Annotated in this window: 23 protein-coding genes and 6 tRNA genes; 20 read left to right on the top strand and 9 right to left on the bottom strand. The window is 70.9% G+C overall.

The features are described from left to right. Positions 1-274: 274 nt before the first annotated feature. The 4 genes from cobT to AQJ67_RS49650 all read left to right on the top strand — a co-directional run bounded on the left by cobT (position 275) and on the right by AQJ67_RS49650 (position 6,719). On the top strand, positions 275-4,228 hold the full coding sequence (cobT, locus tag AQJ67_RS30890) for a nicotinate-nucleotide--dimethylbenzimidazole phosphoribosyltransferase (RefSeq protein ID WP_062722630.1): 3,954 nt from the start codon (positions 275-277) through the stop codon (positions 4,226-4,228). Positions 4,229-4,369: 141 nt separating this feature from the next. After that, positions 4,370-5,602, top strand: a complete 1,233-nt coding sequence (gene cobA / locus AQJ67_RS30885; protein WP_062722629.1) for a uroporphyrinogen-III C-methyltransferase — start codon at positions 4,370-4,372, stop codon at positions 5,600-5,602. A 63-nt stretch (positions 5,603-5,665) separates the two neighbouring features. Next, positions 5,666-6,484 carry a TrmH family RNA methyltransferase gene (locus tag AQJ67_RS30880; RefSeq protein WP_062722628.1) on the top strand — a complete coding sequence of 273 codons (819 nt, stop codon included), beginning with the start codon at positions 5,666-5,668 and terminating at the stop codon, positions 6,482-6,484. A 94-nt stretch (positions 6,485-6,578) separates the two neighbouring features. Beyond that, complete coding sequence (locus tag AQJ67_RS49650) at positions 6,579-6,719, top strand: hypothetical protein (RefSeq protein WP_244190635.1); 141 nt, start codon at positions 6,579-6,581, stop codon at positions 6,717-6,719. A 24-nt stretch (positions 6,720-6,743) separates the two neighbouring features. Here the strand turns inward: AQJ67_RS49650 and AQJ67_RS30875 are convergent, their stop codons facing one another. Further along, positions 6,744-8,117 carry a serine/threonine-protein kinase gene (locus AQJ67_RS30875; RefSeq protein WP_062722627.1) on the bottom strand — a complete coding sequence of 458 codons (1,374 nt, stop codon included), beginning with the start codon at positions 8,115-8,117 and terminating at the stop codon, positions 6,744-6,746. 196 nt (positions 8,118-8,313) lie between these two features. Here AQJ67_RS30875 and AQJ67_RS30870 point away from each other — a divergent pair, with 196 nt between their 5' ends. The 4 genes from AQJ67_RS30870 to AQJ67_RS30855 all read left to right on the top strand — a co-directional run bounded on the left by AQJ67_RS30870 (position 8,314) and on the right by AQJ67_RS30855 (position 10,550). Next, positions 8,314-8,589 carry a hypothetical protein gene (locus AQJ67_RS30870; RefSeq protein WP_062722626.1) on the top strand — a complete coding sequence of 92 codons (276 nt, stop codon included), beginning with the start codon at positions 8,314-8,316 and terminating at the stop codon, positions 8,587-8,589. Positions 8,590-8,788: 199 nt separating this feature from the next. Continuing rightward, positions 8,789-8,986: a hypothetical protein gene (locus tag AQJ67_RS30865; protein WP_062722625.1), complete on the top strand. Its 198-nt coding sequence runs from the start codon at positions 8,789-8,791 to the stop codon at positions 8,984-8,986. A gap of 248 nt (positions 8,987-9,234) precedes the next feature. After that, positions 9,235-10,176 carry an aminoglycoside phosphotransferase family protein gene (locus tag AQJ67_RS30860; RefSeq protein WP_062722624.1) on the top strand — a complete coding sequence of 314 codons (942 nt, stop codon included), beginning with the start codon at positions 9,235-9,237 and terminating at the stop codon, positions 10,174-10,176. An 80-nt stretch (positions 10,177-10,256) separates the two neighbouring features. Next, positions 10,257-10,550, top strand: a complete 294-nt coding sequence (locus AQJ67_RS30855) for a TFIIB-type zinc ribbon-containing protein (protein WP_079056268.1) — start codon at positions 10,257-10,259, stop codon at positions 10,548-10,550. 49 nt (positions 10,551-10,599) lie between these two features. Here AQJ67_RS30855 and AQJ67_RS30850 read toward each other — a convergent pair. From AQJ67_RS30850 to AQJ67_RS30830, 5 genes are all read right to left on the bottom strand, one after another. Then, positions 10,600-10,671: transfer RNA gene (locus AQJ67_RS30850), tRNA-Val, on the bottom strand. A 29-nt stretch (positions 10,672-10,700) separates the two neighbouring features. Next, positions 10,701-10,772 (bottom strand) — tRNA-Val (locus AQJ67_RS30845). A 34-nt stretch (positions 10,773-10,806) separates the two neighbouring features. Beyond that, positions 10,807-10,878 (bottom strand) — tRNA-Val (locus tag AQJ67_RS30840). A gap of 1 nt (position 10,879) precedes the next feature. Further along, positions 10,880-10,953 (bottom strand) — tRNA-Cys (locus AQJ67_RS30835). Between the two features lie 39 nt (positions 10,954-10,992). Further along, a tRNA-Gly gene (locus AQJ67_RS30830) sits at positions 10,993-11,065 on the bottom strand. A gap of 178 nt (positions 11,066-11,243) precedes the next feature. On the opposite strand from AQJ67_RS30830, the gene AQJ67_RS30825 reads away from it, so the two are divergent. From AQJ67_RS30825 to AQJ67_RS30815, 3 genes are read left to right on the top strand one after another with little or no spacing between them, the layout of a single operon-like run. Further along, positions 11,244-12,290, top strand: coding sequence for a chorismate-binding protein (locus AQJ67_RS30825; RefSeq protein WP_062722622.1), 1,047 nt, complete (start codon positions 11,244-11,246; stop codon positions 12,288-12,290). Further along, positions 12,287-13,108: an aminotransferase class IV gene (locus tag AQJ67_RS30820; protein WP_062722621.1), complete on the top strand. Its 822-nt coding sequence runs from the start codon at positions 12,287-12,289 to the stop codon at positions 13,106-13,108. Before AQJ67_RS30825 ends, AQJ67_RS30820 begins: the two co-directional genes overlap by 4 nt. A gap of 53 nt (positions 13,109-13,161) precedes the next feature. Then, positions 13,162-13,986, top strand: a complete 825-nt coding sequence (locus tag AQJ67_RS30815; protein WP_062722620.1) for a GNAT family N-acetyltransferase — start codon at positions 13,162-13,164, stop codon at positions 13,984-13,986. Between the two features lie 47 nt (positions 13,987-14,033). Here the strand turns inward: AQJ67_RS30815 and AQJ67_RS30810 are convergent, their stop codons facing one another. Continuing rightward, entirely contained in the window at positions 14,034-14,558 is a 525-nt protein-coding gene (locus AQJ67_RS30810) for a DsbA family protein (protein ID WP_062722619.1), read from the bottom strand. A 192-nt stretch (positions 14,559-14,750) separates the two neighbouring features. Here AQJ67_RS30810 and AQJ67_RS30805 point away from each other — a divergent pair, with 192 nt between their 5' ends. Together AQJ67_RS30805 and AQJ67_RS48375 are read left to right on the top strand one after the other, a co-directional pair. Continuing rightward, the gene (locus AQJ67_RS30805; protein WP_062722618.1) at positions 14,751-15,194 is read left to right on the top strand and encodes a hypothetical protein; all 444 of its coding nucleotides are present in this window, start codon (positions 14,751-14,753) and stop codon (positions 15,192-15,194) included. 154 nt (positions 15,195-15,348) lie between these two features. Continuing rightward, the gene (locus AQJ67_RS48375; protein ID WP_167366237.1) at positions 15,349-15,501 is read left to right on the top strand and encodes a hypothetical protein; all 153 of its coding nucleotides are present in this window, start codon (positions 15,349-15,351) and stop codon (positions 15,499-15,501) included. 58 nt (positions 15,502-15,559) lie between these two features. Here the strand turns inward: AQJ67_RS48375 and AQJ67_RS30800 are convergent, their stop codons facing one another. Further along, a complete protein-coding gene (locus AQJ67_RS30800; protein WP_062722617.1) occupies positions 15,560-16,120 on the bottom strand; it encodes a CGNR zinc finger domain-containing protein in 561 nt (186 codons plus the stop codon). A gap of 325 nt (positions 16,121-16,445) precedes the next feature. Further along, complete coding sequence (locus tag AQJ67_RS30795) at positions 16,446-16,859, bottom strand: SsgA family sporulation/cell division regulator (RefSeq protein ID WP_004002642.1); 414 nt, start codon at positions 16,857-16,859, stop codon at positions 16,446-16,448. Between the two features lie 191 nt (positions 16,860-17,050). On the opposite strand from AQJ67_RS30795, the gene AQJ67_RS30790 reads away from it, so the two are divergent. The 7 genes from AQJ67_RS30790 (at position 17,051) to AQJ67_RS30760 (ending at position 24,886) form a co-directional block, all read left to right on the top strand. After that, a complete protein-coding gene (locus tag AQJ67_RS30790; RefSeq protein ID WP_062722616.1) occupies positions 17,051-17,509 on the top strand; it encodes a TIGR02611 family protein in 459 nt (152 codons plus the stop codon). An 88-nt stretch (positions 17,510-17,597) separates the two neighbouring features. Continuing rightward, positions 17,598-17,669 (top strand) — tRNA-Val (locus AQJ67_RS30785). Positions 17,670-18,263: 594 nt separating this feature from the next. Next, on the top strand, positions 18,264-19,550 hold the full coding sequence (locus AQJ67_RS30780) for an ABC transporter substrate-binding protein (RefSeq protein ID WP_062722615.1): 1,287 nt from the start codon (positions 18,264-18,266) through the stop codon (positions 19,548-19,550). A 14-nt stretch (positions 19,551-19,564) separates the two neighbouring features. Beyond that, positions 19,565-20,521: a carbohydrate ABC transporter permease gene (locus tag AQJ67_RS30775; protein ID WP_062722614.1), complete on the top strand. Its 957-nt coding sequence runs from the start codon at positions 19,565-19,567 to the stop codon at positions 20,519-20,521. After that, complete coding sequence (locus AQJ67_RS30770) at positions 20,518-21,390, top strand: carbohydrate ABC transporter permease (RefSeq protein ID WP_062722613.1); 873 nt, start codon at positions 20,518-20,520, stop codon at positions 21,388-21,390. The genes AQJ67_RS30775 and AQJ67_RS30770 overlap by 4 nt, the downstream gene beginning before the upstream one ends. 19 nt (positions 21,391-21,409) lie before the next feature. Further along, on the top strand, positions 21,410-22,039 hold the full coding sequence (locus AQJ67_RS30765; RefSeq protein WP_062722612.1) for a hypothetical protein: 630 nt from the start codon (positions 21,410-21,412) through the stop codon (positions 22,037-22,039). Between the two features lie 111 nt (positions 22,040-22,150). After that, entirely contained in the window at positions 22,151-24,886 is a 2,736-nt protein-coding gene (locus tag AQJ67_RS30760) for an exo-rhamnogalacturonan lyase family protein (RefSeq protein WP_062722611.1), read from the top strand. Positions 24,887-24,916 lie beyond the last annotated feature (30 nt).

Raw genomic sequence — 24,916 nt, 5'->3', positions numbered from 1 at the left:
AATGTCCGGAAAAACGCGCCCCGTTTGGGGTGGGTGTGGTACGGCGAAACCGGAGGACGCGCAACGTGGCGCAGTCCACAGCGGCCTGTCGCGGATCAACCTGTCGCGACGGCCGAACGGCCACGACAATGCCACTCAATGGCTTTGTCGCCTTTTTTGGGCGGGTCGTTCGTGCCGCTGGGCACGCACGCTCGTTCTTCACTGCGGGGGCGGTCGGTGCGCCGTCCCCGGTGAGCTGGTCGTAGAAGCACTAACCGATGGGCGAGGGGTACGCATGACCGACACCGGCCAGGTCCCGGGCGAGGGACTGCCGGAGAGCGCAGGCATGGTGGAGCAGCCGGGCGCCCCCGCGGCGCACGGTTCGTACACCTACCTCTCCGAGAGCACCGCCCAGGACGAAGACCTGCTGCTGCCCGGCTCCCACGGCGCCTGGGGCAACGAGGTCGCCCCGCCCGCGCCGGAACCGGTCGTCGAGGCCGTGCACGAGCCGGACGCGCACGAGATCTCCGGCCGCGACAGCGGCTCGGTCGACCTCAGCGCCGTACGGCTGCCCGGCCCGTCGGCCCCCTCGTCGCCGATCCCGCCGATCACCCCGCGCCGCCCCCTGCACCTCGGCCCGCCCATTCCCGACGCCTCCGCCAGCCCGGTCCGCTCGCTCGCCGACCGCGGCGCCGTCGGCGCGCCCGTACGCCAGCCCGGCCAGGCCCCGACCGGCCCCGAGTACCTCGACGTCCCGCAGCCGCACGAGGCGGCGGCCCCGCTGCCGGCGGCACCCTGGGGCGCCCCCGCCCCGGCCGCCGTCCAGGTCCAGGCACCGGCTCCGGCCCAGGTGAGCGCCGAGGGGACGGCTGCCGAAACGGTTGTCCCGACCGGACAGCCGGGCATGGCGCAGGCGGCGGTGTCCCGGGTGGCCGGCGCCGCCCAGGGAGACGAGGCGCCCGCTGCTGTGCCTGTCGCGGATGCCGTTGAGGCTGCCGAGGGACCTGAAGCTCCGGTGGCCGAGGCGGTCGAGGTGGCCGAGGTGGCCGAGGTCGCTCAGGTCTCTCACGAGGGTTCCGTACCTGAAGTCGCCGCTCCGGTTGCCGACCCCGTCGCTGAGGCCGGGCCGCTTCCCGAGGCGTCCCAGGTGCCCGAGGCAGAGGCCGACCAGGTTTCCGAGGCCCCCGCTCCCGAGGCCGCGCAGCCCCCGGCTCCCGAGGTCGACCCCGCTCCCGAGGCGGACCCCGCTCCCGAGGCGGACCCCGCGCCCGAGGCCGCGCAGCTCCCTGACGAGCCCGCCGCCGAGGCCGACGCGCTCCCCGAGGCCCCCGCCCCTGAGGCAGCGCAGGCCCCCGACGACCCGGCTCCCGCTCCCGAAGCCGTCCAGGTTCTCGACACTGCCGAGCCCGGGGCTCCCGCACAGGCGCCCGAGCCCTCCGGGCCCGAGGTCCCGCAGGCTCCCGAGGCCCAGCCGTTCCCGGAGGCCGCGCAGGTCCCCGAGGCCCCCGCCCCGGCTGACGACCCCCAGCCCACCCCGGAGGCCAGCCCCCTCCCGCCCGCATCGGACGCGGCGCAGGTCGAGGCCGCCCCCGAGCCCGAGGGCGCGGCCGCCCCCGAGCCTGAGGCCGCACCCGCCCCCGAGCCCGAGCACCTCGCGCCGGCCGAGCAGCCCACGGACGCCGTCGCCGAGCCCGCCGAGGCCCCCGCCGACGTAACCCCCGAAGTGGCCCCGCAGCCCCAGGACGCCGAGCAGGCCGCCCCGCTGGAGAGCGAGCCCGCCGTCCCGGTCACGGAGCCCGTCCAGCCCGTCGAGGAGCCGCAGGCCCCCGAAGCCGCCGCCGATCCGGAATTCCCGCAGCCGCAGCAGCCGGGCGAGCAGGCCGCTCCGACGGACGACCCCGGCGTCGAGGTGCAGGCGGCGGCCGAGAGTGCCCCCCTCCCCGAGGCGGAAGCGCCCGTCGCGGAGCCCGCGGCCGAGTTCCCGGAAGCCCCGCAGGCCCCGGAGGCCGACGCCGAGCTGGTCGTGCCGCCCCAGCCGCTCGCCGCCGCGAACCCGGTGGTGCGGGACCCCGCCGACGAGCAGCCGGTCCCGGCCGAGGCCCCCGAGCCGTTCGTCGCCGAACCGGCCGGCCCGCAGCTCCAGTCCCCGGTCGCCCCGCCCGTGCAGGTCCTCCAGGACCCGGCCCACCCGGCCGTCGAGCCCGTGGAGTCCGCCGAGGCCGACGTCCCCCGGGAGGCCGCGCCCGAGCAGCCGCTCGGCCAGTTCGTCCCGGTCGAGGGTTCGGTGCCGACCACCCCGCACCTCGCTCCGACCCCGCCGCAGCCGATCGTCCTCCCGGCGCAGGAGACACCGGCCGCCGTCGCCACGGTCCCCGCACCCCGCGAGGGCGACCCCGGTCTCGTACAGCACGCGGAAGACCTGGACACGCGGGCCGCCGACCAGGAGGACCCGCAGGTCCCGGCAGCCCCGGAAGAAGAGAGCACGGCGGCAGTGGAAGAGGTACGACAGCCCACCGGCCCGGCCGCGCCCGCCTACGACGACGCCGAACGCGAGGCCGTCCTCAAGGTCATGCGCGAGCGCCGCGACATCCGCAATGGCTTCCGCAGCGACCCCATCCCGCACGAGGTCCTGCTCCGCGTCCTGGAGGCCGCCCACACCGCGCCCTCCGTCGGGCACTCGCAGCCCTGGGACTTCGTCGTCATCCGCTCGGCCGACACCCGGCGCACCATGCACGAGCTGGCGATGCGTCAGCGCGACGCGTACGCCAAGTCCCTGCCCAAGGGCCGGGCGAAGCAGTTCAAGGAACTGAAGATCGAGGCCATCCTCGACACCCCGGTCAACATCGTCGTCACCGCCGACCCGACCCGCGGCGGCCGTCACACCCTGGGCCGGCACACCCAGCCGCAGATGGCGCCCTACTCCGCCGCGCTCGCCGTCGAGAACCTCTGGCTCGCCGCGCGCGCCGAGGGCCTCGGCGTCGGCTGGGTCAGCTTCTTCGACGAGCGCGAGATGGTCCGCGCGCTGGGGCTGCCCGAGCACCTGGAGGTCATCGCCTACCTGTGCGTCGGGTACGTCGACGAGTTCCCGGACGAGCCCGAGCTGATGCAGGCCGGCTGGTCCAAGCGCCGCCCGCTGTCGTGGGTCGTGCACGAGGAGACGTACGGCCGTCGCGCCCTGCCCGGTGAGGAGCCGCACGACCTGCTCGCCGAGACCGTCGCCCAGATCCGCCCGCTGGACGCCAAGGCCCTCGGCGAGGCCTGGGAACGGCAGAAGCGGATGACGAAGCCGCCCGGCTCGCTCGGCATGCTGGAGATCATCTCCGCGCAGCTGTCCGGGCTGTCCCGGCAGTGCCCGCCGCCGATCCCGGAGCCCGCGGCCGTCGCGATCTTCGCCGGCGACCACGGTGTGCACGCCCAGGGCGTTACTCCCTGGCCCCAGGAGGTGACGGCCCAGATGGTCGCCAACTTCCTCGGCGGCGGCGCGGTCTGCAACGCGTTCGCCGGCCAGGTGGGCGCCGAGGTGTGCGTGGTGGACGTGGGCGTGGCCGCCGACCTGCCCGCCACCCCCGGCCTCCTTCCCCGCAAGGTCCGCGCGGGCACCTCCGACATGACGACCGGCCCCGCGATGACCCGCGAGGAGGCCAAGCAGGCCATCGAGGTCGGCATCGAGACGGCCCGCGACCTGGTGGCGGCCGGCAACAAGGCGCTGCTGACGGGCGAGATGGGCATCGCCAACACGACCGCCTCGGCGGCCCTGATCTCGGTCTTCACGGACACCGACCCGGCCGACGTGACGGGCCGGGGCACCGGCATCAACGACGAGACCCTCGCCCGCAAGACCGAGGTCGTCCGCCGCGCCATCGAGGTCCACCAGCCCGACCCGGCCGACCCCATCGGCGTCCTGTCGGCCATCGGCGGCTTCGAACACGCCGCGATGGTCGGCCTGCTGCTGGGCGGCGCGTCGCTGCGTACGCCGGTCATCCTGGACGGCGTCAGCGCCGGTGCCGCCGCGCTGGTCGCCCGCGCCATCGCCCCCGAGGTACTGGCCGCCTGCATCGCGGGCCACCGCAGCGCTGAACCCGGCCACGTCGCCGCCCTGAACAAGCTGGGCCTGCGTCCCCTCGTCGACCTCGACCTCCGCCTCGGCGAGGGCACGGGCGCGCTGCTCGCGCTGCCGCTGGTGCAGAGCACGGCAAGGGCGATGCACGAGGTCGCGACGTTCGACTCCGCGGGCGTCACCGAGAAGTGAGTCCGGGCAGGGCCCGGGGTATGCGTTCCTGCGCGTCCCCCGGCCCCGCCGTACGCTGAGCCCACGTCTAAAATCCGCACGTCAGGGCTGCTCCAGCGCCGTAGCACCCATCGCACCGCCAGCACGAGGAGCCGCAGCCTCATGGCCGAACACCCCGCCTACCCCGTGGGCCTCCGCCTCACCGGTCGCCGAGTCGTCGTCCTCGGTGGCGGCGAGGTGGCCCAGCGCCGTCTTCCGGCACTCATCGCAGCGGGCGCCGACATCACGCTCGTCTCGCCCGAGGTGACCCCGTCGGTCGAAGCCATGGCGGACGCCGGAGAGCTCACCTGGGAGCGGCGCCCTTACGCGGACGGCGACCTCACCGACATCTGGTACGCCCTCATCGCCACCAGCGACCACGACGCGAACACCCGTGCCTCCGCCGAGGCCGAGCGTAACCGCGTGTGGTGCGTCCGCTCCGACGACGCCGACGAGGCCACCGCCTGGACGCCGGCCACCGGTCACAGCGAGGGCGTCACGGTCGCCGTCCTCACCACCGACGCCAAGGGCCGCGACCCCCGCCACACCGCCGCGATCCGCGACGCCGTCGTCGAGGGCCTGCGCGACGGGACCCTCGTCGCCCCGCACCACCGCACCCGTGCGCCGGGCGTCGCGCTGGTCGGCGGAGGCCCCGGCGACCCGGACCTGATCACCGTGCGCGGCCGCCGTCTGCTCGCCGCGGCCGACGTGGTCATCACCGACCACCTTGGCCCCCGCGACCTGCTCACGGAGCTGCCCCCGAACGTCGAGGTGATCGACGCGGCGAAGCTTCCCTACGGCCGGTTCATGGCCCAGGAGGCCATCAACAACGCGCTGATCGAGCACGCCAAGCAGGGCAAGTCCGTCGTACGCCTCAAGGGCGGCGACCCCTTCGTCTACGGACGCGGCATGGAGGAGGTCCAGGCGCTGGCCGAGGCGGGCATCGCGTGCACGGTCGTGCCCGGCATCTCCAGCTCCATCTCGGTGCCGGGCGCAGCCGGAATCCCCGTCACCCACCGAGGTGTCGCCCATGAGTTCACCGTGGTCAGCGGCCACATCGCGCCCGACGACGAGCGCTCCCTCGTCGACTGGCCGTCCCTCGCCAAGCTGACCGGCACCCTGGTCATCCTGATGGGCGTCGCCACCATCGCGAAGGTCGCCGAGACCCTCATCGCCCACGGCAAGTCCCCGGACACGCCCCTCGCCCTGATCCAGGAGGGCACCACGGCCGCCCAGCGTCGGGTGGACGCGACGCTCGCGACGGCGGGGGAGGCGGTGCTCGCCCACGAGGTGAAGCCGCCGGCGGTGATCGTCATCGGCGAGGTCGTGAACGTAGGACCGAACCCCTCCGCGTAACCGCGGGTAACGCAACCCGTTCCAACCGTTGGCACCGTACCCAGGACAAGGCAGTATCACCCTGTGGCCGATCTCATCACCGTCGATGACCCCACCGACCCGCGCCTGCGCGACTACACAGGCCTGACCGACGTCGAACTGCGCCGCAAGCGCGAACCGGCCGAGGGCCTGTTCATAGCCGAGGGCGAGAAGGTCATCAGGCGGGCGAAGGAAGCCGGCTACGAGATGCGGTCGATGCTGCTCTCCGCCAAGTGGGTCGACGTCATGCGCGACGTCATCGACGAACTCCCCGCCCCGGTGTACGCGGTCAGCCCGGACCTCGCCGAGCAGGTCACCGGCTACCACGTACACCGCGGCGCGCTCGCCTCCATGCAGCGCAAGCCGCTCCCGACGGCGACCGAACTACTGCGGTCCGCACGCCGGGTGGTCGTCATGGAGTCGGTCAACGACCACACCAACATCGGCGCCATCTTCCGCTCGGCCGCGGCCCTCGGCATGGACGCGGTCCTGCTCTCCCCGGACTGCGCCGACCCCCTCTACCGCCGCAGCGTCAAGGTCTCCATGGGCGCGGTGTTCTCCGTGCCGTACGCCCGCCTCGACACCTGGCCCAAGGGCCTCGAATCGGTCCGCGAGGCCGGCTTCACCCTCCTCGCGCTCACTCCCGACGAGAAGGCCAAGACCCTCGACGAGGCCGCCCCGCACCGGATGGACCGGGTCGCCCTGATGCTCGGCGCCGAGGGTGACGGCCTGTCCACCCAGGCCCTGGTGGCCGCCGACGAATGGGTCCGCATCCCGATGGCCCACGGCGTCGACTCCCTCAACGTCGGCGCCGCCGCCGCGGTCGCCTTCTACGCCGTGGCCACCGGCCGCCCCCAGCTCTAGGGCTCTACCGGCAGCCGGTCAGCGGCAGGAGCGAGCCGGGGGAGAGCCAACGCGAGGCGTCGTCCGGGAGGTCTGCGAGGAGGTCGGCCGCACCGTGGTCCCCCTGACGAAGGTCTGGGAGTCCGAGACGGACGACGGCAGCTTCCGCCTCCACTGGTGGGAGGAGTTCCTGTCCCTGGCCCCGGTCTTCGACGGCGACCAGGAGCTCTTCGAACGGATCCCGCCTGACCTCTGACGTCCGCCCGCCCCGGGACGCCGCCTAGTCGGTGATCTCGTACGTCGACTCGTACGGCTCGGAGCCCGGATCCACCTGCTCGTGCCGCGGCCGTACAACGTCTCCGTCGCCGCCCAGACCCCGCTGCGGCCCCTGACAGCCCTGCGCCGCGGCGATGCCCATCGCCACGAGCAGCGTCACCACGACGAACACGAACAGCCGCTGCCGCAGCAGCTGGGGGTTGGCGGGACGGCGACCGGTGCTCGTGTTCCGCGGCGCCGGACGACCGCCGCCGTTGCGCTGCACCGGTCGGCCGCCCTTGCCCGCATGCGGACTGTTGCGGGAGGCCGGCGTCGACCGGGTACCGGACCGGGAGGCGGCCGTACCTCTCGTCCCGCTGGCGCCCCTCGCCGGAGGAACCCCGTCGCGCGTGGGGCCGGGCCCTCGGGACGTGCTGTGGCCGCGCGGCGGGGGAGTGCCCTGCGGACGACGCTGGGCGCGCTGCGGCTCCGGGTAGGTGTCGGCGAGCCGCCCGGTCAGACGGTCCGCCTCGGCGGAACGCGGCGCGGGCGGGCGTACGTCCCCCAGTCCCTGCGCCTCCCGGGCCGCGATCTCCTTGAGACGCAGCGACAGCTGAAGCGTGCTGGGCCGCTCCTCCGGGTCCTTCGCCAGACAGGCCCGCACCAGCGGAGCCAGCGCGTCCGGTACGCCCTGGAGCTGCGCCTCCTCGTGCACCACGCGGTACAGCATCACCTCGGAACTGCCGTGCCCGAAGGGAGAGTCGCCCATCGAGGCGTAGGCCAGCGTGGCGCCGAGCGAGAAGACGTCCGTGGCCGGGGTGACGGCGGCGCCGCGCACCTGCTCCGGGGCGAGGAATCCGGGCGAGCCGACGGCCGTGCCGACGTGCGTGAGGGTCGAGGCCCCCGTCGCCCAGGCGATACCGAAGTCGATGATCCGCGGACCCTTGGGGGAGAGGAGGATGTTGGACGGCTTGAGATCCCGGTGCACGACCCCGGCCTCGTGGACCGCGACCAGCCCCTCCGACAGGGCGGCACCGACGGCGGCGACCTCCGCCGCGCCGAGCGGGCCCTCGTCGGCGACCTTGTCGTGCAGGGAGGGACCGGGCACGTACTGCGTGGCGAACCAGGGGCGCTCCGCCTCCAGGTCCGCGGCCACCAGCCGTGCCGTACAGCCCCCGCGAATCCGCCGGGCGGCCGAGACCTCACGCGCGAACCGCGAGCGGAACTCCTGATCCTCCGCCAGGTCGGGCCGGATCACCTTGAGCGCGACCCGCTGCCCCTTCTTGTCGGAGCCCAGGTAGACGACGCCCATACCGCCCGCGCCGAGCCGTCGGTGAAGCCTGAACGAGCCGACGACGCGCGGGTCCTCGCGCCTCAGGCGCATCATCGCCATGTTCATCCCCGCTGCCCGGTCCGTGTGACGAGCCACAGCTTACGTTTCCACGGGCCGCCGTGCGCAGAGGCCGCGCCCTCTCAGGACGACGGATTGTCAGTGGTGGGTGGGAGACTTGAAGGGTGGTCAGGGGGCTGGCGAGCAGGGCTACTTCGGTGTGCTTTGTCCCCCAACCACCCATCACAGAAGGGGGATTGAGTCCGTGAAGGGTGATCGCGTGGAGATAGTCGTGGACGCGGGAGACACGACGCGCACGTACGAGGTGGTGGCGAGCAGGGCGGGCCGCCGGGTGGAGACGGCGGTGCGCCGAGGTGTCGTGGAAGTGAGCGAAGTCACCAGAAGCGGTTCGGTCGTGCGTACGGCCCGCTTCATGGCGACCCGCGTCCTGGCGCTGGTCGAGCAGCCGGTGCCGCGTGAGGACAGCTCGGAGAAAGCGGGGCACAGCGGGCGTCCCCTCCGGGAAGACCCCGAGACCTAGGTCCTCGTCTCCACCCAGGGGAGTACTCCGCAGGTCATGGCTCATCCTCCGGGAGGCCCGCCAATCGGTACGAGGGCATGACGTGCGGGGAGCGCCGGACACCTAGATTTGAGGTCAAGCGGCGGGTGGCAGCACTCGTCCCCCGAGGTCAGACACCCGCCGCTGCCAACGACAACAGACACAGGTCAGGAGAGGGACCATGGCCCAGACGGCACCGCGGACAGTGATCCGCATGCAGGAGCGCACGCTGCTGCGTCCGCGTCGCCAGGGCCGCCGCCACCCCTTGGTGGCGACGCTCATGGCCCTCCCCCTGGCGGCCCTTCTCCTCCTCGTCTTCGACGGCTGGGAGACAGTGGCCACACAAGCGTCGTCCGTGGGAGTGATGCTGGGGCGCTGAGCGGCGACCCCAGGCCCGGAAGAGCGGTCCGGGCGGGGACATCCACCCATGAAACCCCGTGGGGACGGGGGTGCGGCGGACGGCACAAATGCCGGCGCAGCTGGGGAGCTGCGCCGGCATTGCTTTTGCCTCCGGCGGGTTGCCTCCGGCGGGTTGCCTCCGGCGGTTGAGCGGAGATGCTGCTCCAGACACGCGCCTGAGAAACGCCGCGTACCCTCGGCCCAGATCTCCCGCATCCAAGGACGCCCGTGACCTCGAACCCGCTCCTGTCCGATCTCGCCGTACGTGCCGAGGTCGAGGCTCACTCGCGTACGTCCGCCTGTTCTTGCGGAGCGACCGTGACGCTCGCCGATCGGGTCGATGCCACCGTCGTTTGCCATGGCGGAACTGTCGCAAAGGCGCACGCCCAGGGCATGGGGTCCGGCGAACTGAACCCCCGTCTTGCCACTGCCGCCGCACTGCCCGACCTGCTCCTCGCCCCGCTCAGCCCGCACCCCGTCGATCTGCACGGCCGGCTGGTGACCTTCTGGCCGTACGGCACTCCGGTGGATCCGGAGGATCCGGATGCGGCTCCCTGGGAGGCGGCGGCGTCGCTTCTAGCTCGGCTGCACAAAACGGCGGCTCCCGTCGCGGTGCCCCCCATGCGCGGTCCGGTCAAGGCCGCGCTGGCGGTGGCCCGGCTCCGGGCGGCGGGGGCCGAGGGGTCGGGTGCCGACGCCGTTCTTCGCGCTTGGGGCGCCCTTCCCGAGTGGGCCCGTGCCGAGGCCCCGCAGCCCGACACCGCCACGCTCTGCCACGGCGACCTCCATCTCGGCCAACTCGTGCGCCACCCGGCGCCGCACGGCCCCTGGCTGCTCATCGACGTCGACGATCTCGGCGTGGGCGTGCCGGCCTGGGATCTCGGGCGGCCGGCCGCCTGGTATGCGTGTGGGCTGCTGTCGCCCGAGGAATGGGACCGTTTCCTGGTCGCGTACCGCGTGGCCGGGGGCCCGGCCGTTCCCGGCGACGGTGATCCCTGGCCCGCGCTGGACGTGCCGGCCCGTGCCCTCACCGTGCAGACCGCGGCCCGGGCGATCACCAAGGCCCAGGTGGAGGGACGTCTCCTGGACGAGGTCGAGCAGGCACTCGTGGACGCCTGTGACCGAATGGCTGCCGTCCCCCCTGAGTTGACCCAGGGATACGCAAAGTAGTGTGCAACCGACCGCAGCCGGACAGAGTCTGTCCTGGCGATACACGAAGCAGGACCGACCGGCGAGGAGTTGAGCCGACCATGCAGTGTCCGAAGTGCCGAGCCCCGATGCACACGTACAACCGCAACGGTGTCCAGATAGAGCAGTGCAGCGGCTGCCGCGGGATCTTTCTCGACTACGGCGAGCTGGAGTCGCTGACCCGCCTGGAGTCCCAGTGGGCCCAGCCGGCCCCGCCCCCTCCGGCCGCACCGCAGGCCTACCCGGCCGCCGCTCCGCAGGCACCGGCCTGGGGCGCCCCGCACGGCGGGCACCACGGCGGTCACTACGGCCACCAGCGGCACAAGAGCTTCGGCCACATGCTCTTCTCCAGCTGAACCGCACCACGACGAAGCCCCCGGTCGCAGGACCGGGGGCTTCGTCGTGTGGACGATACTGGGATTGAACCAGTGACCTCTTCCGTGTCAGGGAAGCGCTCTCCCGCTGAGCTAATCGTCCAGATCAGCCACCCCGTGAGAGGGGCTGCGTGCGCGATACTGGGATTGAACCAGTGACCTCTTCCGTGTCAGGGAAGCGCTCTCCCGCTGAGCTAATCGCGCGGGTCAGACCTTCGATGATCTCTCGAAGATCCAGTGGACGATACTGGGATTGAACCAGTGACCTCTTCCGTGTCAGGGAAGCGCTCTCCCGCTGAGCTAATCGTCCTTGGAGGTGGAGACGGGATTTGAACCCGTGTAGACGGCTTTGCAGGCCGTTGCCTCGCCTCTCGGCCACTCCACCAGGAGTGCAGGGGTTCGGGAAGATCCCCTTGTTCCTTCGAGCGGACGACGAGGTTCGAACTCGCGACCTCAACCTTGGCAAGGTTGCGCTCTACCAACTGAGCTACGTCCGCCTGTCGTTTCGTTCCGCTCCCGCGGCCCGGCGACGTGTTGAACTCTAGCGGATTCCGGGGCCAGTACAAAAACGCGTTTGTGCAGCGTGCTGCGCTGCACCTGCTCAGGGACCTGCCGGAGCCCTCCGAAGGGACATGGGCAGGTCACCCGCAGGACACCCGCCATAGACTCGACTGCGTGCTCGACCTCCCTCCTCTCGCCCGCTTCGGCGATCGCGTCGCCACCGGACTCCTCGATGTCACCAACGATCCCGCCGCCTTGGACTCCCACGGTTTCTGGGCGGTCTGCGCCGACTTCGAGGGCGGTCTGACCTGCGCCCGCTTCCGGGACGTACGCCATGAGCCCGTGCCCGCGCCGGTGCCCGGTCGGTGGGTCGGTCCGGCGGTCGGTGACTGGACGTCCTCGCTGGATCGCGCCGCGTACACGGCGGGGGTGCGCCGCATCCGCGAGTACATCGCGGCCGGCGAGGTCTACCAGGCCAACCTGTGCCGGGTGCTGAGCGCGCCGATCGGGGCGGACGCGGACGTGGACGCCCTGACCGCCCTGCTGGCCCGTGGCAACCCGGCGCCGTACGCAGGAACGATCCGGCTGCCGGAGCACGGTGTGGAGATCGCGACCGCGTCTCCCGAGCTCTTCCTGCGGCGGGACGGGCGGGTCGTGGAGTCGGGGCCGATCAAGGGCACCGGGCGTACCGAGGCGGACCTGCTGGAGAAGGACTACGCCGAGAACGTGATGATCGTCGACCTGGTCCGGAACGACATCGGCCGCGTGTGTGCGACGGGGACCGTCACCGTCCCTGATCTGTGTGCCGTGGAGAAGCATCCGGGGCTTGTGCACCTGGTGTCCACGGTGCGCGGTGAGCTGGACGCCGGCGCCGGGTGGTCCGAGTTGCTCGGCGCCGCCTTCCCGCCCGGGTCGGTCACCGGTGCGCCCAAGTCGAGCGCCCTGCGGATCCTCGACGCGCTGGAGACGGCGCCGCGTGGGCCGTACTGCGGTGGCATCGGGTGGGTGGACGCCGACCGGGGGGTCGGTGAGCTGGCCGTCGGGATACGTACGTTCTGGATCGACCGGGGCGAGGGCGTGCTGCGTTTCGGCACCGGTGCCGGGATCACCTGGGGGTCGGATCCCGAGGGGGAGTGGCGGGAGACCGAGCTGAAGGCGGCCCGGCTGCTCGCGGTAGCGTCGGGAATGTACGAGGTGAGTGGAGAGGGACTGCAATCGTGAAGATCTGGCTGGACGGCGTGCTCCAGGACATCGAGTCCGCCCGTGTCTCCGTCTTCGACCACGGGCTGACCGTGGGCGACGGCATCTTCGAGACGGTGAAAGCGGTGGACGGCCGGCCGTTCGCGCTGACCCGGCACCTCGACCGGCTGACGCGCTCGGCGCGCGGACTCGGTCTGCCCGATCCCGACCATGACGAGGTCCGCCGCGCCTGTGCCGAGGTGCTGGAGGCCAACCCGATGCCGCTCGGCCGGCTGCGGATCACCTACACCGGCGGTCACGGACCCCTCGGCTCCGACCGCGGCGAACACGGCCCCACCCTCGTCGTCGCCCTCGGCGAGACCACCCGCCGCCCCGACTCCACGGCCGTGATCACCGTGCCCTGGACCCGCAACGAGCGCGGCGCGCTGACCGGTCTGAAGACGACCTCGTACGCCGAGAACGTCGTCGCTCTCGCCCGCGCCCACGAACACGGCGCCTCCGAGGCCCTGTTCGCCAACACGGTCGGACGGCTCTGCGAGGGCACCGGGTCGAACGTCTTCGTCGTCCTGGACGGCGAGATCCACACCCCGCCGGTCGCCTCGGGCTGCCTCGCGGGCATCACGCGCGCGTTGGCCGTCGAGTGGACCGGCGCCAAGGAGACCGACCTGCCGCTGGACGTCCTGGAGCGGGCCGACGAGGTCTTCCTGACCTCCACCCTGCGGGACGTGCAGGCCGTGCACCGGGTCGACGACCGCGAACTCCCGGGCGCGCCGGGCCCCGTGACCGCCAAGGCCATGCGGGTCTTCGAGGAGCGGTCCGGGGACGACCTGGATCCGTAGGAGCGGAAAAAAATGGGCTGCCGTGGGTCCGTGTCGTGGGTAGAACACCCCTGATGACCACGACCCTGCGGCCGACCGAGCCGCTTCAGCACAACGAGGACGGAACCCGTTCGCGCCACTACCAGGTGTGTGTGAACGGCCGTCCCGTCGGCGCCCTCCACCTCGGCACGCATCCCGTCTTCGGCGCGGCCGTGGCCCGGATAACGACGCTGCGGATCGAGGAACCGGACCGGCGTCGCGGCCGCGGCACGGTGGCCGCCCTCGCCGCGGAGGAGGTGGCGCGCGGCTGGGGCTGCCGGCGCATCGAGACGACCCTCCCCGGCGACGCCGGACCGGCGCTGCGCCTCGCCACGGCGCTCGGCTACGTCGTCCGCAACCGCGGCATGGTGAAGACGCTCGGCGACACACCGCCCGAGCTGCCGCCGGGCAGCCGGGCGCGCCCCATGACGGAGGCCGAGTACGGGCCCTGGCTGGCCGAGAGCCACGAGGGTTACCTCCGCAGCTGGGCCGAGCGCGGGGTGCCGGAGGCCGAGGCCCGGGCCAGGTCCGAGCGGGACCACGCGGCACTTCTCCCGGACGGCCCGCGTACGCCGAAGGTGTTCCTGAGCGTCCTCGAGCACGTGGGCGTCCCGGTGGGCACCCTGTGGGTGGCCGAGCGCGACGGCGGCGCCTACGTCTACGACGTCGAGACCGACGCCGCCCACCGTGGCAAGGGCCACGGCCGCACCCTGATGCTGCTTGCTGAGGCCCAGGCGATCGACGCCGGGCACCGGACCATCGGCCTCAACGTCTTCGCCGGCAACGCTCCCGCCGAGCGGCTCTACGAGTCACTCGGCTACGAGACGCGACAGCACGGCCTGTACAAGACGCTGCTGTAGTCGTCCGGCGGGGTTGAGGGCAGGGGCCAGAGGCCACTGGTCGAGGGTCAGGCGCCCTGCCCGGACAGCAGCCGGTCGGCGATCTCCTCGATGCGCTCGCGCAGCCCCTCCTGGCTCTTGCCGCCGTCCAGACGCTCGCCGCCGATCACATAGGTCGGCGTACCGGTCACGCCGATCGCCTTGCCCTCGGCCTGGTCGGCGTCGACGATCAGGATGTGCCGGCCGTCGATCAGCGCGGTGTCGAACTCCTCGGCGTCCAGGCCGAGTTCCCGGGCCGTCTCGACCAGGAAGGGTTCTCCCTTACGGTCCAGCTCCTCGACCCGGCCCAGCACCGCCTCGACGTACGGCCAGCCCTGCCCCTGCTCCGCGGCCTCCTCGGCGGCCTGCGCGGCGGCGAAGGCGTGCTTGTGCTTCTCCAGCGGGAAGTGCCGCAACCGGAGCTCCAGCCGGTCGCCGTAGCGGGCACGCAGGGCGCGGAGGTCGTCCAGGGCGCCGCGGCAGTCGGGGCACTGGAGCTCGCACCAGATGTCGAGGACGGGTGCGGCGGGACGGTCGGAGGAGGAGTCGCTCATGGCCCCAGTCTCCCAGCAGCGGCCCGGGCGACCCAATCCGATGTGGTCGTACGCCCTCGACCGGCACCTGCGGAGGAGGCGACCCGGAGATGTCCCTGATGTCGGACGGAGGCATGGCCGGGCGGGCTTGCCACGGTGCAGGATGGAAGGGACGAAAGTGCCCTGCCCGACCCAGCCTGCCTGGAGGACCGGATGATTGCCGAGACCGTCTGTTCCGCCGTCGCCGCGGCCGGCCTGGGCATCGCGGCGGTCACGGCGTACCGCAAGCGTTTCCTCGCGGCCACGCGCATCGCCGCGTACTCGCTGGTGCCCCTCGGGCTGGTGATGACCGGTGTCGTCGAGTGGCTGGCGGACACCGCGTTCAGCCCGACCGCCTGGGCCGGCTTCGGGGTCCTCGGGGCGTCCTGGCTGCTGTTCGCGAGCACCCGGGCGGTGGAGCGCCGGCGCGGGGGCACCCGCAAGGAGCGCAAGGAGGCCCGAGCCGCCGCGCAGCGCGAGGCGGTGGCCCCGGCGGCCTCAGCGCCCTCGCTCGGCGCGGGCTCCCGGCCGTCCACCAAACCCGCGACAGCGCCCCGGGCCGAGGCCTCGGACGACTTCAGCGACATCGAGGCGATCCTCAAGAAGCACGGCATATGACGGCCCTGCGCAGGGCTGAAACGACACAGTGGGTCGCCGCCCGGCCGTAAGCGATCACGACTCGAACCGGACATCACGGAATCCAGCGAACTCCCGCTCATTCCGGGCGTGTTGATCGCGCGACCAGGGACAACTGCGCCATCATCGGCGCGAGATGCTGGACACGACACAGAGCGAGGCCGCGCCGGCTCAGGACGAACCTCGCGGGTGCCTTTTCGCCCTTTCCCAGCCACCGCTGATGATCTTCCTTGCGGTGATCGGGTGTCTGCTGCTCATGGCTGCGCTGCACGATCTGCTGTTGCTCTGAGCCGTACCCGCGGTCCCCGGCGCCACCCGCCGGGGTCCGCGTCGACACACCCGTCGTGTCAGCCGGCCGCTTCCTTGCGTCGCGCCCGGTAGGCGGCCACATGCAGACGGTTCCCGCAGGTACGGCTGTCGCAGTAGCGCCGCGAACGGTTGCGGGAGAGATCCACGAAGGCGTGCCGGCAGTCCGGTGCCTCGCAGCGCCGCAGCCGCTCCTGCTCCCCGGCGACCACGAAGAACGCCAGCGCCATGCCGCAGTCGGCCGCCAGATGGTCGGCGACGGAGGCGCCGGGGGCGAAGTAGTGCACATGCCAGTCGTAGCCGTCGTGGTCCGTCAGCCGGGGAGTGGTGCCCGCGGCGGCGACCAGCTCGTTGATCAGTCCGGCCGCCCGGCGCGCCTCCGGCTCCGCGAAGATCGCGGCGAACCGCCCGCGCACCTTGCGCACCGCCGACAGGTCGAACTCCGACAGCACACCGACATCACTGATCTCGTGCTTTCGTACGAAATCGGCGAGAGCCGCGACATCCGACAGTCCGTCCGGCGTGTCGTCGCCCTCCGGCGAGGTGTTCACCAGATCCACCACGGCATCGAGTGCACACCGGGTGTCATGGGTGATCAGCACGTTTCGCTCCCTGGCCTGGGGTCGGGCGGGGCGCCCGCCGATGCTGGCCGATGGTAGTGGCTCACGGCGCCCACACATCGGCCGAGCCCGCACATGGCTTCGAATACAACGTCGGGGAGGCCCCGACAGTTCCCGCCGCGCCCGGGCCGACCACTACTCACCGTCACTCTCACAGCATCACCCCCATGGCTCCCCGAGGCCACAGGCACACCAACGCCGCCCCCGTGGAGCGGAGGCGGCGCGATGTGTGCCGTATGCGGTTGTCTTGGCCCGCGCCGTCTCCCCGAGTCGACGGCGCCGGGCGGCCTTGAGGGGACGCCTCGCCCTAGCTTTCCGCCAGGATGTGCGAGAGCTCCTGATCGAGATCGAAATGCCGATGCTCCGTACCGGGAGGCACGGCGGCATCTGTTCGCTTCAGGAAGGACTCCAGAGCCCGTGCCGGGGCCTCGAGCAGGGCCTCGCCCTCCGGAGAGCTCAGGGCGATGCAGACGACGCCCTGGCCATGGCTGCGCGACGGCCAGACGCGGACGTCGCCGGTTCCGGTGGGCCGGTGGAGGCCCTCCGCGAGGAGGTCGCGGGCGAACACCCACTCGACGGTCTCTTCTGCTCCGGTGTGGAAGGTGGCGTGCACGGCGTAGGGGTCGGCCGTGTCGTACCGCAGGCCTGCGGGGACAGGCAGGGAGGACTCGCTCGACACAACGAGGCGCAGGTGCAGCTCGCAGCTGACCGTGGTGTTCATAAGCGCCAGGGCCTTTCGCTCAGTGTGCGCTCGGGGATTCGCACGTCGGCGAAATCGACATGCCACCTACGGTGCCGTTGTAAACCCCTCTGAGTGTTTTGCGTGTGTTTACGTAACTCTTCCGGCCGAGGACAGGTTCGCGAAGTACGCCCATTCCGGTGACTGGTTTCTGTCCGGTAGGGTTTGGCCGTATGAATACGGGGAGTAACGAGCCGGGCGAAGTTGCCGTGGCGACGGGACAGATCGAAGTGGACGGTGTGAAAGGCGACAGCGAGCAGGGCCTCGGTTCGAGAGCGCCGGAGTTCATCAAGGCGCGTCGTGCGCTGCATGTCAGCTGGCAGGTGGGTGTCTTCGTCATCGGCCTCGCGGTCGTGGTCGCCGGCATCATCATGCTGCCGCTGCCCGGTCCCGGCTGGGTCGTGATCTTCGGCGGCATGGCGATCTGGGCGACCGAGTTCGTCTGGGCCCAGCTGGTGCTGCGCTGGACCAAGCGCAAGGTCACCGAGGCGGCCCAGCGGGCCCTCGACCCGAAGGTGCGCCGCCGCAACATCATTCTGATGACGATCGGCCTCGTGATCGTGGGCGTGCTCGTTGGTTTCTACGTGTGGAAGTTCGGCATAGTCATGCCCTGGAAGATCAAGGACCAGTGATCCGCGACGAGGGTGCGGACGTCGTCCGGTGCGGGTTCGCGCTGGTCACCCGCACCCCCTGACATGGGGTAATGTTCTTCCTGCGTCCGGGCGATTAGCTCAGTGGGAGAGCGCTTCGTTCACACCGAAGAGGTCACTGGTTCGAACCCAGTATCGCCCACCCGGATACGACGGCCCGTCTCTGAGAGCAGACGGGCCGTCGTCGTTTGCGTGCGTCGACGGAGAGCCCCGGGCCGATCGGCACCAGTCACCGCAGGTCCGCGTCCAGCGAGAGTCGGTCGGTGCCGGTCGGTGCCGGTCGGGCCAGTCAGTGCCGGCCGGTGCCGGTCAGCCGGTCCCCTCCCGGAGAGGCCGACCGGGGCTCGTCGACGCCGGTCTGTGCCGACTGCCGGTCCCGCCGCCCCGGCCCAGTCCGCACCAGCCCCGCTCGGCCCACCCCGGCCCACGCGCCGCCCGCCCTCAGGATCCACCCGCGTCGCCCGCCCTCCGGCAGGCCAATTTCAGCCGACCAATTCCCCCGTGCGGGGGGCCAGTTCGCGTTCGGCCGACCGACCACACCTGTTCTACCTGCGGAGTTGGCCGAGCAAGCGCCCGAATCGTTCCCGACGGGTCGTCAAGTCACCGCGCCGGTCCACAAGAAATTCCTGTCCGAATCATTGACGCACCACGAGGCCCCTCGTAGCTTGTGCCAGCAAGCGCTTACTTGAAACGATTCATGCAGACGGCGATGACGCTGCGGGGAGGGGGCCCAACCATGGGAACCAGCAGGAATGTTGAGAGGCGTACGATCCTGAAGGCGGCGGGGGCCTCCGCGGCCGTGGTCGGCCTGGGGGCGACCACCGCGTGCGGCGGTGACAGCGGCTCCGGAGACGGGACGGTCACGCTCCGTTACGCGTGGTGGGGTGGCGAGCCGCGCACCATCGCCATCAAGAAGACGATCGCGCTCTTCGAGAAGAAGTACCCGAAGATCAAGATCAAGCCTGAATTCACGGACTATGAGGCGTTCTGGGAGAAGTTCCAGACCCAGGCCTCCGGCGGTAATCCGCCGGATGTTTTCCAGAATGCGGTCGGCTTCCTGCGTAAGTACGACAAGCGCGGCGTACTGATGGATCTCAAGACGCAGGCCGACGCGGGCAATCTGAGCCTGGAGAACTTCCGCAACGGCGTTCTGGCGAACGGTCAGGTCGACGGCAAGCAGATAGGCATTCCCGTCGGCGCCAACACCATGGCGCTGGTCATCGACCTCAAGGCCTTCAAGAAGGCGGGCGTCGAGGCGAAGATGGGCTGGACCTGGGACGAGTACTTCGACGCGCTCCAGACGATCCAGGACAAGCTGAAGATCGCCGGCGACACCGGCTACTTCGCCATCATGTACCTCTACGACCTCTATCTGCGGCAGAACGGCAAGGCCTTCTTCACCGACACCGATCTCGGCTTCACCGAGGACGATCTGACGCAGTGGTGGGAGGACGGCTACAAGCGCGTGCGGTCCGGGCTCGTCGCCGACCCGAAGAAGATCGAGCAGGCCAAGCCCAAGTCCGGTCTCTCGGCGGGGCTCGCCGCCTCCGAGTTCACCTGGGACAACTTCTCCATCCGCTACGAGGGCGAGGGCGATTCGGACTACGGGCTCGCGCCGATCCCCACCACGGACGGCAAGGACACCGGCCAGTACCTCGGCTCGCTGATGCTGAGCGCCTTCTCCGGAACCAAGCACCCCAAGGAAGTCGCCCAGTTCATCGACTTCATGGTCCACGACCCCGAGGTCGGCAAGATCATGGGCTACGACCGAGGCATCCTCGCCACCACCGAGCAGTACGACGCGTACACGCCCACCGACGACAACAACAAGGGCGTGAAGGCGTACGAGGAAGAGGTCGCCAAGGCCGGCGTCCTCGGGAAGATCACCCCGCACCCCTCCGGCGCCGACGTCATCGAGGCGGCGTTCCTGCGCATCGGCGGCGAGGTCGCCCAGGGCAAGACCAAGCCGGCCGACGCCGCCAAGAAGCTGTTCAGCGAGGCCAAGGCCGCGTTCGCGGGCTGAGGGGACGTACCACCATGACGCTTGTCAAGGAAGCGCCCGTGCGCCCGGCCGGGAAGCGGTCCGCCGCTCCCGCCGCCGGGCGGCGCGGGCGGCGCCGCGAGAACCTCGCCGGCTATCTCTTCATGTCGCCGTGGATCGCGGGGTTCCTGCTGCTCACGGCGGGGCCGATGGTCGCCTCGCTGTACTACGCGTTCACCAGCTACAACCTGTTCACCCCGCCCCAGTGGGTGGGTCTTGACAACTTCACGACGATGTTCCAGGACCCGCGCTGGCAGAAGTCGGTCGAGGTCACGCTGAAGTACGTCGTCGTGGCCACGCCCCTGAAGCTGCTGCTCGCGCTCGGCGTGGCGCTGCTGCTCGCACAGAAGCGGCGCGGTCAGGGCCTGTACCGGGCCGCGTTCTACATGCCGTCGCTCATCGGTGCCAGCGTCTCCGTCGGCTTCGTGTGGCGGGCGCTGTTCTCGGACGACGCGATCGTGGACCGCGGGCAGAAGATCTTCGGGCTCGACGTGGGCGGCTGGATCGGCAACCCGGACTACGTCATCTACGCCCTGGTCGCCCTGAGCATCTGGCAGTTCGGCGCGCCCATGGTCATCTTCCTGGCCGGCCTCAAGCAGGTCCCGCAGGAGTTGTACGAGGCCGCCGAGGTGGACGGGGCCGGTCCGCTCAGGCGGTTCTGGAACATCACGCTGCCGATGATTTCCCCGGTGCTGTTCTTCAACGTGCTGCTGGAGTCCATCCACGCGTTCCAGGTGTTCGGTTCCGCCTACGTCGTCTCCGACACCCGCTGCGGACCCGCCGACGCCACGCTCGTCTACACCTGTTACCTCTACCAGAAGGGCTTCAAGGAGGCCCAGATGGGCTTCGCCTCCGCGATGGCCTGGACGCTGGTGATCGCGGTGGCGCTCGTCACGGCGGTCCTGTTCTGGTCGCAGAAGAAGTGGGTGCACTACGAGGAGGCCGCCAAGTGACCACCGCCACCAGCCCCGCCCTGCACACCGCGAACGAGCGGCGGCGCACCGGATCGATCGCCTGGCACGTGGGCGCGCTCGCCGTCCTCGCGGTCGTCCTCTATCCCGTGATCTGGGTGGTCGGCGCCTCGTTCAAGCCGAGCAAGGACATCATCGCCAGCCTCGACCTGCTGCCCACCAAGCCGGTCTGGGCGAACTTCTCCGGGCTCGCCGACGGTATCTCCGGCATCTCCATCAGCAGCTTCTTCTGGAACTCGCTGATGTACGCCGGCCTCGCCGTGGTCGGTGTCGTCCTGTCCAGCTCCCTGACCGCGTACGCCTTCGCCAAGATCCGGTTCGCCGGGCGGAACCTGCTCTTCACCCTGATGATCGGCACCCTGCTGCTGCCGTACCACGTACTGCTCATCCCGCAGTACGTGCTGTTCCGCAACCTGGAGCTCACCGACACCCTGGTGCCGCTCGTCGCGGGCAAGTTCCTGGCCACGGAAGCCTTCTTCGTGTTCCTGATGGTGCAGTTCATGCGGGGACTGCCGCGCGAACTGGACGAGGCCGCCAAGCTCGACGGCTGCGGGCATCTGCGCACCTACTGGTCGATCGTGCTGCCGCTGAGCCGGCCCGCGATCATCACCAGCGCGATCTTCACCTTCATCAACGCCTGGAACGACTTCATGGGGCCGCTGATCTACCTCAACACCCCCGAGAAGTACACCGTCTCGCTCGGCCTGATGATGTTCCGCGACCAGGAGGGCATCTCCAACTACGGCAGCATGATCGCGATGTCCCTGGTGGCGCTGGTGCCGGTCATCGCCTTCTTCATGGCCTTCCAGCGCTATCTCATCGACGGCATGGCGACGTCCGGACTGAAGTGAAAGGGCTGAGGCGGTCACCATGGCGCAAGCACACGTGAAGGCCCGCGCACCGCGCAAGGAGTTCCGGCGCAAGGAGTCCCGGCGCAAGGAGTCCGTGTTCGGCGAGCGCTTCTCGGTCTTCGCCGAGACCCTGCTCACCGGCGTGTGGATCGCCGTGGCCTGCCTCGGGATCGTCACCTACCCCGCGGCCTTCGCGGCCGGCGCACGGCACCTGCGGCGTCGTACCACCCACGAGGGCGGTGGTCTGCGCGAGTTCGTCGCGGACTTCCGGGCGGCCGTGCGCGGCGGGTGGGCCGTCGGGCTCGCCGGGTGGGCGGTGGCGGCCGCGGTCTGGGTGGACGTCCTGGCCGCTCGGGCCGGGATTCCCGGCGGGCCGCTCGTCGGAGCCGTCGGCGTCTTCGCGCTGATCGCGGCCACCGTCGCCCTGCTGCGGGCGGCCGCCGTCTGGACGCCGGGCGCGGCCTGGCGGGCGCTGCTCGCGGAGGCAGGGCGGCGGACCGTGCTCGATCCCGCCGGGTCGTTCCTGGTCGTCTGCGGGCTGGCCGTCGTGGCCCTGTCCGCCTGGTTCGCCCCGCCGCTGGCGGTCCCCGTCCTGGGGGCCGTCGCGGCGGCCGCCGTCGCCGTGGAGCAGCGCCACCGGCACCGCTGACACGCCGCTGCCCTCGCACCAGGTCGGCGCCCCGGGCGCCGCACCTCTCGCTGTCATGCCCCTGACTACCTAGCTCGCATCCCCCGTACGGAAGGAAAGGCCGGACTTCTCATGTCTCCCATCCCCCGTAGGTCCATCCTCAAGGCGGCCGCCGTCGCCGGAGCCGCCGCGCAGTTCAGCTGGGCGCTAGGAGCCAAGGACGCGCAGGCCGCCCCCAGAGCCGCCGAGGCCGACGAAGGCCCCGTCATCCTGGACTGGCTGGAGGACGGCGGCCTCGGTGCCGCGCCCGGCTCCACCGTCGGCGTGCCCTGGCCGAAGGGCGCCTACCAGCAGGACCAGACCTTCGCGCTCACGGACGCGGACGGCAAGTCCGTGCCCGTGCAGTCCTGGCCGATCGCCTACTGGCCCGACGGATCCCTCAAGTGGACGGCCCACGCGGTGAGTTCCGGCAACGGCAAGCTCACCCTCGCCGCCGGCGACGCCGCCGTACCGGAGAAGAAGGTCACCGTCGACAAGAGCGGCGGGACGATCGACGTCTCGACCGGCGTCATCACGGCGAAGATCGGCAAGTCCGGCGCCACCCTCGTCAAGTCGGTCATGCGAGGCTCGACGGAGATCGCCAGGAACGGCCGTCTCGTCCTGATCCGCCAGCCCGAGATCGAGGACGAGGACCAGGGTTCGGTCAAGACCGAGCGCTTCGAAGGAGCCATCTCGAAGGTCGAGGTCGAACAGGAGGGCCCCGTCCGCGCGGTCGTCCGTATCGACGGCAAGCACCGCAAGGGCAGCCGCAGCTGGCTCCCCTTCTCCATCCGCCTCTACTTCTACGCGGGCGCCGACTCCTTCCGCATGGTGCACACCATCACCTTCGACGGCACCCAGGAGCCCGGCAAGGCCAGCGGCGACTTCATCCGCGGCATCGGCGTGCGCTTCACCGTGCCGATGCGCGACCAGTCCTACGATCGCCACATCCGCATCGGCGGCGACGGCACCGGCATGCTCCGCGAGGCCGTCAAGGGCATCACCGGACTGCGCCGCGACCCGGGGGCCGCCGTACAGGCCGCGCAGTTCGCGGGCGAGAAGCTGCCCGACCCGTCCACCTGGGACCAGCGGGTCACCACCCGCCTCCAGTACATCCCCGAGTGGGGCGACTACACCCTCTCCCAGCTCTCCGCCGACGGCTTCACGCTGCGCAAGCGGACGAAGAAGGGCCACGGCTGGATCGGCGCCGGCGGCGGCAAGCGCGCCTCCGGCTTCGGCTACGTCGGAGGCGTCAGCGGCGGACTGTCCTTCGGGCTGCGGGACTTCTGGGAGAAGTTCCCCGCCCAGCTCGACATCCGTGACGCCCAGACCGAAGCGGCCGAGGTCACCATGTGGCTCTGGTCGCCCGAGGCACAGCCCATGGACCTGCGCTTCTACCACGACGGCATGGGCCAGGACACCTACCCCGAGCAGCTCGAAGGCCTCAACATCACCTACGAGGACTACGAGCCGGAGTTCGGCACGCCGTACGGCATCGCCCGTACCTCGGAGCTGCTGTTCTGGGCGAACGAGTCCACTCCCTCACCCGAGGCCCTGGCCCAGCAGGTCGAGGCCGTACGCGTGCTGCCGCAGCTCGCCGCCCCGCCCAAGCAGCTCATCAAGGCCAAAGTCTTCGGGCCCGGCCTGTACTCCGAGCCGGACCGCTCCACCCCGGCCAAGGCGAAGATCGAGGACCACCTGGACTTCCTCTTCACCTACTACAAGGACCAGGTGGAGCAGCGCCGTTGGTACGGCTTCTGGGACTACGGCGACATCATGCACACCTATGACACCGTCCGGCACCAGTGGCGGTACGACATCGGCGGCTACGCCTGGGACAACTCCGAGCTCTCGCCGGACCTGTGGCTGTGGTTCGCGTATCTGCGCTCCGGGCGCGCGGACATCTTCCGGTTCGCCGAGGCGATGACCCGGCACACCGGTGAGGTCGACGTCTACCACCTCGGGAAGTGGGCCGGTCTCGGCACCCGGCACGGCGTCCAGCACTACGCCGACAGCGCCAAGCAGCAGCGCATCGCCAACACCACGTACCGCCGCTACTACTACTTCCTCACCGCCGACGAGCGCGTCGGCGACCTCATGCACGCCAACGTCGACTCCGACGAGACGTTCCTCGTTCTCGACCCGATCCGCAAGATCCGCACCGAGCCCTACACCCCCGACCGGCACGCGCTGTCGATCGGCTTCGGCACGGACTGGAGCGGGCTCGTGTCGGCCTGGCTGACGGAGTGGGAGCGCAAGGGCCCGAAGTGGGAGAAGGCCAAGGCGCGGGTGCTGTCCACCATGGAGACGATCGCCGCCCAGCCGAACGGGTTCGTGCAGGGCACGGGGCTGTACGACCTCGACACGGGGAAGTTCGCGGTCGCCGCGGAGCCGGTGGTCGGCGTCTCCCACCTGTCCGCGGTGTTCGGGCTCAACGAACTGTGCGCCGAGCTCATCGACCTCGTCGACATGCCGAAGTTCAACGAGGCGTACTTCGACTACTGCCGCTACTTCAACGCCACCAAGGCCGAGCAGGCGGCACGCTACGGCTCCAACTTCGGGACGCTGCTGCTCTTCCAGGGACACTCGCGCCTCGACGCGTACGCCGCCGTGCAGACGGGGGACGAGAAGCTCGCCAAGCGGGCGTGGGAGAAGTTCTACAACTCCGACGGGTACAAGGAGTCGGCGCCCTGGAAGACGGAGGAGCTGAGCGGGCCGGCTGCCTTGGTTCCGGGTAGTGAGGCCGCTTGGGTGTCGACGAACGACACCGCGCTGTACGGGCTTGCGGCCATCGAGAATCTGGCGCTGCTTGGGGACAGGATGCCGTAACGGCTCGTGGGGAACTGCGGGACCGTTGTG

It is taken from the genome of Streptomyces caeruleatus, assembly GCF_001514235.1.
Classification (GTDB): Bacteria; Actinomycetota; Actinomycetes; order Streptomycetales; family Streptomycetaceae; genus Streptomyces; species Streptomyces caeruleatus.
The sequence above is the reverse complement of the archived record's forward strand: the minus strand, read 5'-3'. Positions and strand labels throughout refer to the sequence as shown.

Coding starts and splice junctions, on each gene's coding strand:
- cobT (WP_062722630.1), top strand. CDS start 275: ATGACCGACACCGGCCAGGTCCCGGGCGAGGGACTGCCGGAGAGCGCA.
- cobA (WP_062722629.1), top strand. CDS start 4,370: ATGGCCGAACACCCCGCCTACCCCGTGGGCCTCCGCCTCACCGGTCGC.
- AQJ67_RS30875 (WP_062722627.1), bottom strand. CDS start 8,117: ATGAACATGGCGATGATGCGCCTGAGGCGCGAGGACCCGCGCGTCGTC.
- AQJ67_RS30865 (WP_062722625.1), top strand. CDS start 8,789: ATGGCCCAGACGGCACCGCGGACAGTGATCCGCATGCAGGAGCGCACG.
- AQJ67_RS30855 (WP_079056268.1), top strand. CDS start 10,257: ATGCAGTGTCCGAAGTGCCGAGCCCCGATGCACACGTACAACCGCAAC.
- AQJ67_RS30815 (WP_062722620.1), top strand. CDS start 13,162: ATGACCACGACCCTGCGGCCGACCGAGCCGCTTCAGCACAACGAGGAC.
- AQJ67_RS30810 (WP_062722619.1), bottom strand. CDS start 14,558: ATGAGCGACTCCTCCTCCGACCGTCCCGCCGCACCCGTCCTCGACATC.
- AQJ67_RS30805 (WP_062722618.1), top strand. CDS start 14,751: ATGATTGCCGAGACCGTCTGTTCCGCCGTCGCCGCGGCCGGCCTGGGC.
- AQJ67_RS48375 (WP_167366237.1), top strand. CDS start 15,349: ATGCTGGACACGACACAGAGCGAGGCCGCGCCGGCTCAGGACGAACCT.
- AQJ67_RS30795 (WP_004002642.1), bottom strand. CDS start 16,859: ATGAACACCACGGTCAGCTGCGAGCTGCACCTGCGCCTCGTTGTGTCG.
- AQJ67_RS30790 (WP_062722616.1), top strand. CDS start 17,051: ATGAATACGGGGAGTAACGAGCCGGGCGAAGTTGCCGTGGCGACGGGA.
- AQJ67_RS30780 (WP_062722615.1), top strand. CDS start 18,264: ATGGGAACCAGCAGGAATGTTGAGAGGCGTACGATCCTGAAGGCGGCG.
- AQJ67_RS30775 (WP_062722614.1), top strand. CDS start 19,565: ATGACGCTTGTCAAGGAAGCGCCCGTGCGCCCGGCCGGGAAGCGGTCC.
- AQJ67_RS30765 (WP_062722612.1), top strand. CDS start 21,410: ATGGCGCAAGCACACGTGAAGGCCCGCGCACCGCGCAAGGAGTTCCGG.
- AQJ67_RS30760 (WP_062722611.1), top strand. CDS start 22,151: ATGTCTCCCATCCCCCGTAGGTCCATCCTCAAGGCGGCCGCCGTCGCC.